At 42.7% G+C, this 13261-nt stretch carries 21 protein-coding genes; 1 reads left to right on the top strand and 20 read right to left on the bottom strand.

Features of this window, described 5'->3' with window-relative positions; genetic code table 11:
* Positions 1–170: 170 nt before the first annotated feature.
* Complete coding sequence (locus OCV12_RS07955; protein WP_261885877.1) at positions 171–1079, bottom strand: LysR family transcriptional regulator; 909 nt, start codon at positions 1077–1079, stop codon at positions 171–173.
* A 190-nt stretch (positions 1080–1269) separates the two neighbouring features.
* On the opposite strand from OCV12_RS07955, the gene OCV12_RS07950 reads away from it, so the two are divergent.
* On the top strand, positions 1270–2229 hold the full coding sequence (locus OCV12_RS07950) for an NAD(P)H-dependent oxidoreductase (protein ID WP_261885876.1): 960 nt from the start codon (positions 1270–1272) through the stop codon (positions 2227–2229).
* A gap of 113 nt (positions 2230–2342) precedes the next feature.
* On the opposite strand, the gene OCV12_RS07945 is transcribed toward OCV12_RS07950, so the two are convergent.
* From OCV12_RS07945 to OCV12_RS07855, 19 genes are all read right to left on the bottom strand, one after another.
* Positions 2343–2840, bottom strand: a complete 498-nt coding sequence (locus OCV12_RS07945; RefSeq protein ID WP_261885875.1) for a DUF6653 family protein — start codon at positions 2838–2840, stop codon at positions 2343–2345.
* A 29-nt stretch (positions 2841–2869) separates the two neighbouring features.
* Positions 2870–3325, bottom strand: coding sequence for a DUF302 domain-containing protein (locus OCV12_RS07940; RefSeq protein ID WP_086715639.1), 456 nt, complete (start codon positions 3323–3325; stop codon positions 2870–2872).
* A gap of 179 nt (positions 3326–3504) precedes the next feature.
* Entirely contained in the window at positions 3505–4509 is a 1005-nt protein-coding gene (locus tag OCV12_RS07935; RefSeq protein WP_261885874.1) for a S66 family peptidase, read from the bottom strand.
* A gap of 87 nt (positions 4510–4596) precedes the next feature.
* Complete coding sequence (locus OCV12_RS07930; protein ID WP_261885873.1) at positions 4597–5043, bottom strand: GNAT family N-acetyltransferase; 447 nt, start codon at positions 5041–5043, stop codon at positions 4597–4599.
* A 117-nt stretch (positions 5044–5160) separates the two neighbouring features.
* A complete protein-coding gene (locus tag OCV12_RS07925) occupies positions 5161–5418 on the bottom strand; it encodes a hypothetical protein (protein WP_086715634.1) in 258 nt (85 codons plus the stop codon).
* 197 nt (positions 5419–5615) lie between these two features.
* Positions 5616–6014, bottom strand: a complete 399-nt coding sequence (locus OCV12_RS07920) for an OsmC family protein (protein ID WP_261885872.1) — start codon at positions 6012–6014, stop codon at positions 5616–5618.
* 76 nt (positions 6015–6090) lie between these two features.
* Positions 6091–6672, bottom strand: coding sequence for an HD domain-containing protein (locus tag OCV12_RS07915; protein ID WP_261885871.1), 582 nt, complete (start codon positions 6670–6672; stop codon positions 6091–6093).
* A 78-nt stretch (positions 6673–6750) separates the two neighbouring features.
* Positions 6751–7158: a GNAT family N-acetyltransferase gene (locus tag OCV12_RS07910; protein ID WP_261885870.1), complete on the bottom strand. Its 408-nt coding sequence runs from the start codon at positions 7156–7158 to the stop codon at positions 6751–6753.
* A 41-nt stretch (positions 7159–7199) separates the two neighbouring features.
* Entirely contained in the window at positions 7200–7616 is a 417-nt protein-coding gene (locus OCV12_RS07905; protein WP_261885869.1) for a VOC family protein, read from the bottom strand.
* Between the two features lie 132 nt (positions 7617–7748).
* On the bottom strand, positions 7749–8297 hold the full coding sequence (locus OCV12_RS07900) for a hypothetical protein (RefSeq protein ID WP_261885868.1): 549 nt from the start codon (positions 8295–8297) through the stop codon (positions 7749–7751).
* A gap of 58 nt (positions 8298–8355) precedes the next feature.
* Positions 8356–8967: a LysE family translocator gene (locus OCV12_RS07895; protein WP_261885867.1), complete on the bottom strand. Its 612-nt coding sequence runs from the start codon at positions 8965–8967 to the stop codon at positions 8356–8358.
* A gap of 58 nt (positions 8968–9025) precedes the next feature.
* A complete protein-coding gene (locus tag OCV12_RS07890; RefSeq protein ID WP_261885866.1) occupies positions 9026–9370 on the bottom strand; it encodes a VOC family protein in 345 nt (114 codons plus the stop codon).
* A 38-nt stretch (positions 9371–9408) separates the two neighbouring features.
* Complete coding sequence (locus OCV12_RS07885; RefSeq protein ID WP_261885865.1) at positions 9409–9885, bottom strand: GNAT family N-acetyltransferase; 477 nt, start codon at positions 9883–9885, stop codon at positions 9409–9411.
* 35 nt (positions 9886–9920) lie between these two features.
* The gene (locus OCV12_RS07880; RefSeq protein WP_261885864.1) at positions 9921–10289 is read right to left on the bottom strand and encodes a VOC family protein; all 369 of its coding nucleotides are present in this window, start codon (positions 10287–10289) and stop codon (positions 9921–9923) included.
* 27 nt (positions 10290–10316) lie between these two features.
* Complete coding sequence (locus tag OCV12_RS07875; RefSeq protein WP_176681269.1) at positions 10317–10856, bottom strand: GNAT family N-acetyltransferase; 540 nt, start codon at positions 10854–10856, stop codon at positions 10317–10319.
* Between the two features lie 122 nt (positions 10857–10978).
* Entirely contained in the window at positions 10979–11335 is a 357-nt protein-coding gene (locus OCV12_RS07870) for a hypothetical protein (protein WP_261885863.1), read from the bottom strand.
* 70 nt (positions 11336–11405) lie between these two features.
* Positions 11406–11741, bottom strand: a complete 336-nt coding sequence (locus OCV12_RS07865) for a 5-carboxymethyl-2-hydroxymuconate Delta-isomerase (protein WP_176681271.1) — start codon at positions 11739–11741, stop codon at positions 11406–11408.
* 26 nt (positions 11742–11767) lie between these two features.
* A complete protein-coding gene (locus OCV12_RS07860; RefSeq protein ID WP_176681272.1) occupies positions 11768–12187 on the bottom strand; it encodes a GNAT family N-acetyltransferase in 420 nt (139 codons plus the stop codon).
* Between the two features lie 114 nt (positions 12188–12301).
* On the bottom strand, positions 12302–13222 hold the full coding sequence (locus tag OCV12_RS07855; protein ID WP_261885862.1) for an alpha/beta hydrolase: 921 nt from the start codon (positions 13220–13222) through the stop codon (positions 12302–12304).
* Positions 13223–13261 lie beyond the last annotated feature (39 nt).

Genomic DNA, 13261 nt, shown 5'->3' with positions numbered 1-13261 from the left:
ATGTGAATATGTAAACAACATTAATTAACATACTCCATCCTGTTGGAGATACAAAGTCAGAGTTGAGTCAGAAAGTAATAATGACCCGAAGTGAGTCTCTCGTCTTTTCTATTTCAAATGGTCGTATTACCAGTCGATAACGACCGAAGAAGAAATAAATAGCACATTAATTAAACGGACTTTCCTAATAGCTTTTCGTATAAGAAATCAATCAGAACCCGAACTCGACGGGCTTTTTGTGTGTTGCGATGAAAATATAAATAGAGACCGACATTGTCACTCCAACAGTCCTCCAGTATTGGTACCAACTCACCGGATCTAAGTTCATTTTCCACCATGGGTTCGAGCAAACGGCCAATACCAAGCCCTTTCTTAGCAGCGTCGATCATTATATCGGTATCATTTACTGTCATCGCGGTCTCAACGTTTACGTGCACCGTATTTTCATTATCCATGAGCGGCAATAACGCGAGCTTATTCGACGTGATAAACCGATATTGAATCAACTTATGCTGTGATAAGTCCTCGATGCTTTCAGGCATTCCATGTTTTTCTAGATAACTTGGCGATGCAAACAAGGCTTCTTTTAATCTTGGTGTGATCGGTTTCGCTATCATTCCCTCTTCGACTTTATCTCCGAAACGAATACCTAAATCAATCCCGTTTTTTAAGATATCGACCGTCGCGTCAGAAATTGAAATCTCCAACTGAATGTCTGGATAAAGGAGACAGAATTCAGCGTAGATAGGCTCTATCCACTGCTTATAAGCAAAGCGCGGCAGCGTAATGGATACATGCCCTGAGGGATTACGACTAAGATCGGCGACGCTCTCCATCGCAACATTTAAATCGCTGATTGCATCGACGGTTCTTGTATATAAGGTTCTACCCGCTTCGGTCAGTTCTACTCTTCTGGTCGTGCGAATAAACAAAGGCAAACCAAGCTGTTGTTCAAGCGCTTTTAAAGATTGGCTCACCGATGCAGGCGCCACCTCAAGTTGGCGTGCCGCTCCAGAAATAGAACCCTCACTGACAATGGCATGGAACATCGTCAGTTGGTTGTATGTCGCTCCCTTCATTGTTTATTACCTACCGTTTTATTTAGTCGACGCGAGTTATTCAATAGACGTCACTTCATTCAATACAGCTAACTTACCACAACCTATTATTAAGTGTAGCCTAATAGTTATTTAGCTATTCATCATCTAAAACTTACAACGAAACGCGCTTATGATTGCTTCATCAATTACGAACAATAAGACAGCCACCATGAGCAAAACACTTGTTATTTCTGGCCACCCTAACCTAGCTGAGTCATACACTAATACGTTAATCATCGATACGTTAGAAGCAGAGATGAACGATGTGTCGGTTCGACGTTTAGACAAGCTTTACCCAGACTACAAAATTGACGTTGAAGCCGAGCAAGCTGCGTTAATTGAAGCTGACGTGGTTGTGCTGCAGTTTCCGTTCTATTGGTACTCTGTGCCTGCATTATTAAAGAAATGGTTAGACGATGTGATGACGTTCAACTTTGCGTTTGGTCCGGAAGGCAACAAGCTAAAAGGCAAAGATTTCTTCCTGTCTTTCACGGTAGGCGGACCTAAAGAGTCTTATGACCCTTTAAGCTATAACCACTTTACGATTGAACAGTTCATGTTCCCATTACAACAAACCGCGTACCTTGCGAACATGAACTACCACGCGCCGGTTTACACGCATCGTATGGTGTACATCCCTAACGTGTATAACAAACTCGAAGACGTGCAAGCACGCGCCAAAGATCATGCATCTCGTCTAATGGATCAAATCCGCAGTGTTACTCAATCTGGCGAGCAACTGGTTCGCAAGTTTGTATCAGGTTGGTTTGAACAGTTAGACACACTACCTGAACAAGACGCTCAGTTTATTCCGTCACTCGCATCTGACGTCGTGTTCAACATGCCAGAAGGCAAATTTGTTGGTCACGCAGGCTTTAAAGACTGGTATTCAATCGTGCGTTCGACCTTCAAACCAAACTGTTCTCATGAAATTGAACAACTAGACGTCAAGCCATTGGGTTCGCAGTATCAAGTGAGCCTGCATGTAAGACTTAAAGCAGACACATACCCAGATTCACCAATGAAAGGTGATGCCGTGGAACTTGTGGTGAACGAAACTTGGTTGGTCTCTGTTGATGAAAACAACAGTGCGAAGATTCACGAATATGAAGTGGTCGTGTTAGCTTAGAACTTGAATCAAAAAGTAATCTAGCGGTCAATGAATACAACCGGACAGCAGTAAGTGTTAGCTGCTGTCCCTATTGCCATTATTTTGAGTCTCGCATTGAATCAGGTAGCCCGTTAATATTCCCAAGCCTTAAATTGAGCGTTCGACGCTTTCATGTCATCAAACAGCCACACCATTCGGTCTAAGAACCACAGCTTAAGTACCAAGATCCAAAAGTTGCCGAACGCGATAAGCCACAAGTCATTTAGGTACAAACCATAGAACAAGATTGGTAAGCCCGGAGCCATCGACGTGCTAATCACACGAACCGCCGTTAAATGATGTTGTGGAATATTGAGCTGTGCTTTGTCTAAGTATATCCGTTCACCGAATACCGCTTTGGATGCCCAGTTGCTTGTGCTTTTGGGCGCACCAAACGCTCTTGGGTTATACAAAATCCAGAATAAAGCGACCCCGATGAGGAGTATGGAGTAGAAACCAATGTATTCTCTCGACCAAATGGCTAGTGAGAGCAAAGATAAGCAAGGAACGCGAGTATAAACACTGAGTGGATTCGAGTGACGAGCCCAGCTCTCTTCACTCATCACCATCATCTTTTCAAAAAACTTCATAACAGCACTCGCGCTTTACATTCACTTGGTTACTTTTTTGCAATCGTGGCTTCGGACAGTTTGCTTAGAACGCCTGAGATTTTCTTAATCACTTCATCACAGCCGTTAATCGCGTGGCGGTTTAGCAAATAATTAGGATCGTTATAAGATAGCCACACTTTCTTGTTCGCGTCTTCACTTACCAACACCTTCTGCGGTAAATCAATAGCGACCTCTTGAGCACATTGCATTAATGGCGTGCCTACTTTTGGATTACCGAAAATAATAACTTCAGTTGGTCTGAGTTCGAGGTCAACGTTACTCGCGTTTTTCTGATGGTCGATTCTCGCAAACAATGTCAGGCCTTTGCTTTTCGCTATCTCTTCAAAACGGTCTGCTGTCTCTTTTACTGAATAGTTACTTTGATACTTTATCAAACCGTCAGAAGCGGCGACTGAAAAGGATGCCGAAAGTAAAATGGCGCATAGGGGTAGTAGTTTTTTCATTGTTACCTCTGAGATTTAACCTAATTAAACATACGTTTATCGCGCCATCTTAACGTCGTGGCGTAACCTTCCTCAGTATAGACTTGTTTCAAATCTCAGTTTGCCGAGAGGATCACCTTTCTAATGCGTCTTATTATCATGCAATTGCTTGTACCCAAGTGTTCTAATGCTTTGAGATACTAAGAGTTAAAGACCCAAGGCCCATGTAGCTCAAAGGTATGCTCATCAAAGTCAATGGCACCTTGGATACCAATCGGTGTCACGAGCATTGGATGCGTGTGACAACTATCAAATCCATAAAGTATTGGAACGTCTTTTCCATTTAGAACTTCAAGAAGTACGTCGAGTGGCGTACGCCCTGTCCCTTTGTTGTCAAACAACTCGTGCTTTCCGAGAACGATAGCGCCCACCTTATCGAATACGCCACATGCCAATAAGTGAGCAAATGAGCGCTCAACCGTCTCAATGCCTTTTAATGAGTCTTCAATTAAGAGAATATCGCCATCGCAAATTCCCGGCATGTATTGGCTACCCCATATACCAGCCATCGTGCTCAAGTTACCGCCAATCACGCGGCCACTTACCTTACTATTACCGATGAAATGCCATTCGTTTTCATAGGCGGGTTTGGCTGAGTTTTGTGTCTCCCAATCGTGTTTGATGTCCGTCCATACCTTGGGCATGATGTATTGATGTTGGCTCGTGCTTGAGCACAAAAAGTCACTAAATGATTGGAAGGTTTCGTCGACTAATGGCGGGAATTCACCAAATGATGCGACCAGTGCCGGGCCATAGAAAGTCACTAAACCCGTTTTGGCATAAATCGCCAATAACAATGCGGTGACGTCTGAGTATCCGATGATGATCTTCGGATCCTTTCTTAGCGCCTCGTAATCAATATACGGCAGTAGCGAGTTACTGTTATTGCCACCAATCGTCGACATGATACAGCGAATTTCAGGATCACGAATCAGTTGGTTTAACTCTTCGGCTCTTGCTTGAATTGAACCAGAACGATAACAATCAGACTTCCCAGTTAATGAACCTTCAACCAAGGTGAAGCCTTTCGCTTCCAGATAATCTTTAGCTCGATCGAACCTATTAGGAGCGAACACAGTCGCAGGAGAAGACGGTGAGAAAAATCCAATTTTGTCACCTATATTTAAAGCCTTTGGGTATGTCACTTACTTTGTCCTCCATAACAATAAGGAACCGTGATTAATCTTTTCAGACTCGCCATTTTTAATGCTAGAACTTATGTATAGAAGTTCTTAGAGTTCAATATAGAGCCTCAACATGTCTTGATGTTGAATGCCATTTTCGAAGATCGGTTCTGGATAATGATCGATGAAATGATTCTTGATGACTGAATCGACTCGAAAGCCTGCTCGTTGATAGTAAGTAAGTTGGTAACCAAAGGTACCCGTCCCTAATTCAACGCGCTTAACGTCATGTTGAGCGAGCTGCTTCAATGCGAAGGCCAACACCTTTGAGCCGATACCTTTCTGTTGATGTGCAGGGCTTACTGACACGTTGAAAATTTCCGCGACATTTTCACCGATGAGTTTAACAACGCAGACACCAATAATTCGATTGTCTTGCTTGGCCGCGTAGCACCATGACTCATCCAAGTATGACGCGATACTGGCTTCTGATGGATCAGCTTCAAGTAACAATGCCATTGGGATTTCGCGTGGCTCAAGTTCTACATATTCCATTTAAACCTCTAAACGCCTGAACACTCACATATTCAGGCTACTGTAATCTAAGAATCTGATTACTAACAGGTTTAAATTGCAAAAACACGCTCTGTTGCAAGGCAAGCTTAATACTTATCAATGCCACGACTTAGTGCCGCACTTCTCGCATTGGTATTGTGCTTCCTGATCAATGAAGAAACTTGAAGCGTGCTTGTCATCTTTAAAAAATAACGTCATCAAATATTCTATCAAGATTCCAATCTTCCACTGCCTCGCTTCTGATTCAGCTTCCGCTTTTGTTTCAGAATCTGAACGACTGGCAGGTACGTGTGGAGTCAATGAATGACAGGTTTCACAATGGTATGGGTGCTTAATGTATTTATTATCAATCATTTATATGTGCCAACTAACATTTATAAAGTTAATTGCATACTAACAAGTAATCGTTGGAGACTCTAACTTATTATTTAAAAAGGAATTTTTATCAAAAGGTTAAATTGAAAAGAACAGACACACGGTACTAATACCATGTGTCATGAATCTATTATTGTTACGGGTTAATCGAATTAATGAGCGTCGATGAGTCAGCGTTAAGCTACAACTTCTACAGAACAAGTGATCTCGATTGTAGGTTGAAGCATCAAACAAACATGACAGTGCTTCGCAACGGCTTCTTGAGCTGCTGAAAGGACATCGCTTTCTGACACACCCTTCGCCTTCACAGTAAAATGTAAATTCGCCGTTTTGTATAAACGAGGTTCGTCGTCGGTTAATGTATGTGTCACCGAGTTTTCTAAAGCCTCGACTTCGAATCCTTTTTCCTGCAGCAGCAAAACGACATCTGTCGCACTACACCCGCCAAGCGCTGACAGTAACACTTCAGTTGGACACGGAGCGGTATTGCTAGTGGCATCGATATCAAAGCTGAACCCGCCTTCTGTTGTAACTTTAAACTGACACTCACGATTCCACTGAACTTTGATACTCATACGTTTTTATTCACTTTATTAGTTTACGCAATATTGGGTTAATTAGAGACACTTGTAGCCCAAGGTACATTCGGACCTACTTCAGTAACCCTTGTTCTGCTGCCGTTTCGAGCTGCACCTCGAGTTCACTCCATAGCGCCTTACTGCCCTTAGAAATGCGCTCACCGTTAAAAGTCATTACCTTATCTTTGGATATGTTGTGCTTCTTCCAGCTATGACCACCACCATGGATGTTATGAAGTAAAGGCGGCACTCTATCAATCGCTTTACCAAATCGAGCTTCTGGTGACTCTCCCGCTTCGAATTCAAGCCAAAGTTCTAAATACTCGGTTCTTAAATGACTAGGTAATGACTTAAGCAAGCGCTCAACGCAGTTTCTCTCTTTGAGTTTGTTTTCTTCGGTCTCACTGGCGTATATGATCGTGTCGCCTGCGTCGATTTCCCCTAGGTCATGAATCAGAAGCATCTTCATCACTCGCGTAATATCAATGTTTTCGTTGGCATAGTCTTTCAACATAAGTGCGCTTAAACAGACGTGCCAACTGTGCTCAGCCGAATTTTCATATCGATCCAATCCAACCGGTTTTGTTTGTCGATGAACATCCTTTAGCTTTTCTATTTCAGCCATGAATTGAAGAATGCCTTTGATTTCTTCCACAATGATCTCCCTTAACTTGAGTTGAGTTGAGTTGATGAGTTTAGATAAGTAGACGGTTAGCGGAATCAGCGAGAGTCATTAACCCCAATGGACAGCCATTTTATAATAAGAGACACCCGATTTTTCGAATTCACTTCCCTCAATCTCCATCCCAAACCTTTGATAAAAACCTAAAGCAGAGGTTCGAGCGTCACACCAAAAGTAACTCACATTGAACGCTTGCAGGTCTTTGATGGCATGTGCGATCACTTTAGATCCAATACCCTGCCCTTGAAATTCGGGTAACGTAGCGAACTTACGTAGCCTTGCTTCGTTGCTTTGGACATAAACGGATGCAACACAAACTAATTGCTCACCGACAAACACACCATAATGCGTGGCATGTTCATCACCTGGCACCATACAAAACGACATTGGTTTATCAGGCCATAACACCTGACGCCTAACCGGAAGCACCTCTGTCGCTGAAATTTTGGTTATGTCCATGTTGCTCCGATCCATTTGGTGTTGGCTTGTAAGATTCAGGCTTATCGATTCGCCATTGGGTGATCTGGTTTTAATTGCAGAAGATCCCATAGGTTTCCATAAAGGTCTTCGAATACCGCCACAGTTCCGTAGGCTTGCTCTTTCGGCTCTCGAACAAATTTGATTCCCAGAGAAACCATACGTTCATAGTCACGCCAAAAATCATCGGTATTTAAGAAGAGGAACACACGACCACCAGCTTGATTGCCGATAAAGTCCAGTTGCTCGGGCTTGGATGCTCTCGCCAATAATAGGCTCACACCGTGTGAATTGGGTGGCGCAACAACAACCCAACGCTTATCTTCTTCTGGCAAGTAGGTATCTTCGATAAGCTCAAACTTGAGTTTGTTAACGTAGAAATCTAGGGCTTCATCGTAGTCTTTTACGACAAGTGCGATATGGACAATATTTTGTTTCATGACGTACCTTGTTAAGGATTAAGCTAACACAAAATGATGCCACGGCTTCCATTAATATTCTAGAAATAGGTTCCTTAATACAGAGAAAAAACTACCCAGCGAATTGCTCAACACAGGCCGTATTGCGTTGCATTACAAGTAATTGTGCGCATTGTTGTATGCTTCCAACTCGATCGGCGCCTCACCGTAACCAAACACCGCTAACTGCAACAAATACTTCTTAGTAAACGCCCCTATCCCAAGATCTTCTGCCTGTTTTACATGGATCAACTCATGAGCAAGCAACAACTTATCTCCTTTGGCCCGATTCGCAATCCAAATTCCATATCCGAAAGCCGTCCCCGTAAAATAAGGAGAATCTAAGCCCAACCTTTGCATCTGAAAACGTAGCGACTCATTTTCAGGTAATGGCATTTGATCAACATAAAGAACACGAACTTTTTCTGGATGTTGGATACCGATGTCGCGTGCAATTTTTAAATATTGTGGGCGTAAAGGGACACCTTGAGACAAAGCGATTTGCTCATGCTTTTTCACATACTTTATCGAAAGCGGATAATACGCGTCGATCTGTTCAACAAGGTTAGCTGGTGGATTAGCGTAGATATCGGCTTTATCTTTACAAGCAAATAGAGCGAGTGACGCCAACAAGAAAGTTGCCGTTTTAAAACTAGTCTTCATATTGGGCGAGCTCCTTTCATTTCCCGCAGTTAAGACCGCGCTACTCTAGAACATAACCTCATGACTTTGTTGCGAGTAACACCCCACATGTCGCCAAAAAGCCTCCTGATACCTTGTTAAGTAAAGTCTTAGCTGCTTGCCCTTGAAAAACGAAACTCGCCTTTGATGCCATACACGCATAGATTCCCAACACACCACCAACAGAGAACGTTGAGATGACCAAAATAGTCGCTACATCTAGCGAAGAGAATGACTGCAGATCGATAAAGGCAGGAAAAAAGCCCATATAAAACAGTATCGCTTTAGGATTTGAAAGCGTCATCAAAACACCAACAATGACACTTGACGCTCTTGTTGTTTCTGGAGATTTTACTGATGAAACGGCATCACTTGAAGTCCATGTCGTATAAGCTAACCAAAACAGGTACGTAATTCCGATGTACTTGATGACCGTTGCCAATTCTCCCATCGCATTGGCCATGGCAGCCAGACCAGAAAGAGCAAGGAAGACAAAGATATAGTCTGCGATGAGCACGCCAAATACGACCAATAAACCTTGTCGCCATCCATGACTGAGAGACCGAGATACCACAGCTAACACACTTGGTCCAGGTATGGCCGCAGATAGTGCCATAGCGAGAAACAGAGCGATACCAGATGTAATTGACATGTTCCCTCCTTAAAACAAATGCCACTTTATGTTTTAAACCTTTTGGTCAAACGACCAGCTACAGTTTCCAAAAACCGAGTTCAACACCACTTTGAATGACAATGGCACACATTCCGTGACGTGGTAACTCCATTGGAGGTACTGCAACAACAGCTCCGAGTTTCTCTGCTGCATTTACAGCTGATTGAATATCTTCAACTAACGTGTAATGGCGTACAACAGGCTCTTCGGTTTCACGAAGCGGCCCTCTAACACCAATAACGCCACCGTTAGATAATTTGGCAGTGCGCGCGCCTCCAAGGTTCATATCGGCATCACTGAACTTGACGTTATAGATTTGAGAATATGTAGCGCAAACTGCATCTACATCAGGGGTTACAATCTCAAGGTATTGAACTTTCATCGATTTTCCTTCTAATTCTCTATGTTAGACCGCTGTAGTTAGACGGCTTTAACTGCACCACGCATTATGAATTGTGGACCAGCAGCCCCACCCAAATACTGAGCATTGGTATCTTCAAAGCCACCTTTTTTATAACAGTTAAATGCTGCGGGATTCTTGCAATTGACCGTTAAGTAAACCCAGTCATACTTTTCGTAATTTGCTTTAAGGTACGGAAACAGAGCTCTTACTGTTCCAGTGCCGAGCCCCTTACCTTGTTGGTTTTTATCAAGGACAAATGCTCTCAACCCAAGGCTTCCCTCTGGACAGAATTCATAGTGAGTAGCGTAAGCGATATCGAGTTTAAAGAAACCAACAACGTTATTATCAGACTTGATGACATGTAAATGTGTCGTGTCGCTGCCATCAAGCAAAAACTCGGCTGCTGTTCCTGCAAATTTCACTTGGTCATCCGCCAACTGAATATCGTGAACTGAAGCTACGTGAGAGTCGTTAAGCCTTTCGATAGTTATCATTGTTATTCCTTTTTTATCTATCTGATTGTCCATGATTAAGAAACGGTGTTAGTGCTAATACCCCTTAATCCAATTAGGTTACCAAAAGGGTCTTCTACTTGGCACATAATTAGTCCGTCTTCGATCTCCATTGGCCCTCGATATAATTTCGCTCCAATGGATTGAAAACGCATAAGCGCTTTATCAAAGTTATCTACTGACCAATACAGCACCGTTCCGTTTTTGCCAAAACCGACTTTCTTATCTGCCTGTACAATTTCAATCGAGAAACCATTAATGTCTAGAACCGTAAAGTCGGAATCTGGATGATAGGTGGCGACAGACTCGGGAAAGGCGGCTTGATACCAGCTGAGTCCCTGCTCGATGTTTGGAACATGAATGAGAATGGCCATTGGTCTGCTCATGTTAGCCTCCTGATTGACTTGGGTCTTTTACCCTTTAGTTTGCAGCGTCATTGTTAGCTCAGACACCGACTGACCATCAATTCGATAGTAATCTTCCATTTCGCCGACAACCGTAAACCCCGCACTCAAATAGAGATTTTTAGCAGGAAGGTTGTTTGACAACACATTAAGGTCTAGCCAATCAATCGCTTCATTCTCTCGGCAATATTGAGTCACCACATTCATTAGCTTGGAGCCTAAGCCTTGCTTTCTCACACTGCTGTCGACACCCATGCCAAGCAATACACGATGTGAACAGTAGTTGCCATTATGATGACGCAAGTCGATATGGCCGCGAATAGCACCATTCGAATCTTTAGCTAACCAAATTTTTCGCCAACCATTCTCTCCAAACTCAAACTTAAACCCATCAGAAAAGCGAGCTTTATGTGCTTCCGACATTTTACAATCTGACTTTGAGACTGGTTGGAATAGCGGTGTTTCTTCTAATGCGATTTCTGACAACTGTGTATCCAGATACACGAACAAACTCTCTAAGTCAGATTGTTTTGCTTCAACTATTTTCATTACTACTTCTATTCCAACTTCGCCTAAAAATAGCAGAAATGTTTTATCGCCTTACTCATTGAGCATCATTAATGCCAAATCTAAAGAATCAACATCAATACAAAGAATGCCTCACTGGTCAGTTAGAACTCGTCACAGGTATCGCGAGAACTCATATCTGGAAAATCAAATCTAAGATTATTATCGTCTTCCCAGATAAACAGAACACGCCCATTTTCAACGCCCGTTTCATTTCTATCAGAACATCCGAGGAAGAGCTCCCAGTCGAACGCATATTCAAGACGATACTGGTTATGATTCACATGTTGCACTATTTTGATTTTGATTCCGTTGACCACATGTGCCATATCATCGATGTACGACAGGTCTGGAACCAGTTTGTCCTCAAATTTGCTCTTGTTATCAGCTAAAAAAGCGGTCAGCTCAGAGCATAGTTCCGGGCCATGAACCAAAGGTTGAGATTTATGGATAAACAACATTTCCCAATATTCCTGTAGCGAGTTGGAGTGAAGATACAAAGATCAGCGTAAAAAATGCGACTTCCGCGAGTTAGACAACAACCTTTCCATAACTATTTCTGTCCATATCCATCACCTCTACGGTGAACGATGCTCTACTGAGGGACAAAGATAGCAATTGCGTCATCACTGTTTCAGAGAGCATTGCTTTATCTGTGTCACTTCGTCCAGACAATATACGCACAGTCACATGGATAAAATCTTCTTTTTCTGTACCCGTTTGGTAGTTCTCATAAGCAATACTTCGAACTTTAATGTCTCGTCCATCTGCTTCAAATAACTCTGAGTTAAGCGCTCCTAGAAACACTTTATTATTCAGTTGATCGGCGTTAATCGTCGATGAGTGTTCGATAATACAATGAGGCAAATCTTGCTCCTTAATAGTTGTGCAGTTTACTGCTCTGTGAGCGACTTAGTGAGAAACGACAGTGATGAGTCTACTGGGTAATTCTCCAACACCATTTGGCATTCATAGCCATGTTTTTCATAGAAAGGTTTGGCTTGAAAGCTTAAGGTGTCGACAAGTGACGATGTACAACCTTGAGTTTGCGCATACTTTTCAATGAGTTGTAGAAGCTTTCCTCCCACTTGTCTTCCTCTCATCGAGTCGTCCACCCAAAGAAACTTAATCAACAACCATTTACCCCAAAGATCAGCGATAATGCCACCGACTTTATTATCACCTTCCAAGGCATAGTAACCCACTTGAGATTTGGGTATACCTTCAAGAAATGGCGTGTTGTGCTTAATTAAACCACCTCGGACTTCGTTGATGTCCTCGTCTGATGGCTCAATATCGAGTTTGTATTTCATGCTTTTCCTCACAATTTTGTCATCAAATTACTCATTCATATCGAATCTACTCCATGAAAACTAACAATGCTCATTGAGGTTTAATTCGCATTTAAATTAGCACTTAAACCACTGTTAATTCGAATTTTTTATGTGACTCGAAATAGATTCAATACAACGCTTTGCTGACGCACTTACCCTAGAAAGCTGAAAGAACCCATGGATTACACCTAAATAAGGCTCGTGTTGTGCTTCCACACCTTGAGCAACCATCGAACGATAGAGCTGCTCACCTTCATCACGTAGTGGATCAAACTCTGCCGTAATGATCGTTGTGGTTGGAAGGCCGTGAAAGCTTGCTTTCAAAAGGTTAAGCTCTGGCTCATGCAATAAGTTGGACTGACTACTTGCGTATAATTTGAAGCCAGAAAGCAACATGTTCGCCGTAATAATATAGTCTGAACCATTTTCCGCGTAACTGTTTGAACTGCCATTAGGGTCTAACATCGGATAGATAAGAATCTGCTGGCGCGGCAACCACGACTCAAAGTTCTTAAGTCTTAACGTCGTCGCCAAAGCTAATTGTCCACCAGCACTATCACCGACAAACACCAAATGGTCTATATTGCCACCATATTTCATCCCGCACTCCTTAATGCCGAGCACAGCTTGGTATACATCGTCATGTGCCGCTGGATAAGTATGCTCTGGTGCTAGTCGATACTTAATGCAGACGACAATAGAGTTCGATTGAAGAGCGATCTGCCTTAACTGAACATCATGGGTTTCAAATCCCCCACTAATAAAACAACCACCGTGGAAGTACACTGTGATCGGCAAGTTTGGTTCGCTCGTTGGTTTGTAGACTTTGACCTCAACGCCATTGATGACATCTAAAAATTCGCGTTCGACCTGAGGACTATCTCCCGCCAAAACTGTACTGCCAATATAGCCAGTTCGTCTATCCTCGATCGATTGGCGTGATGGACAAGGTTTACCATTTAAGTGAAACTCTTCGACTAGCTCTTTAATGCCAGCCTCTAAATACTTGGTCATTTTATTATTCTATGCTGAAAAAACAGCGGAATAATACAC

Source organism: Vibrio pomeroyi (assembly GCF_024347595.1).
In the GTDB taxonomy this organism is placed as follows: domain Bacteria; phylum Pseudomonadota; class Gammaproteobacteria; order Enterobacterales; family Vibrionaceae; genus Vibrio; species Vibrio pomeroyi.
Note: the sequence above shows the minus strand (reverse complement) of the source record. Positions and strands in the feature narration are given on the sequence as shown.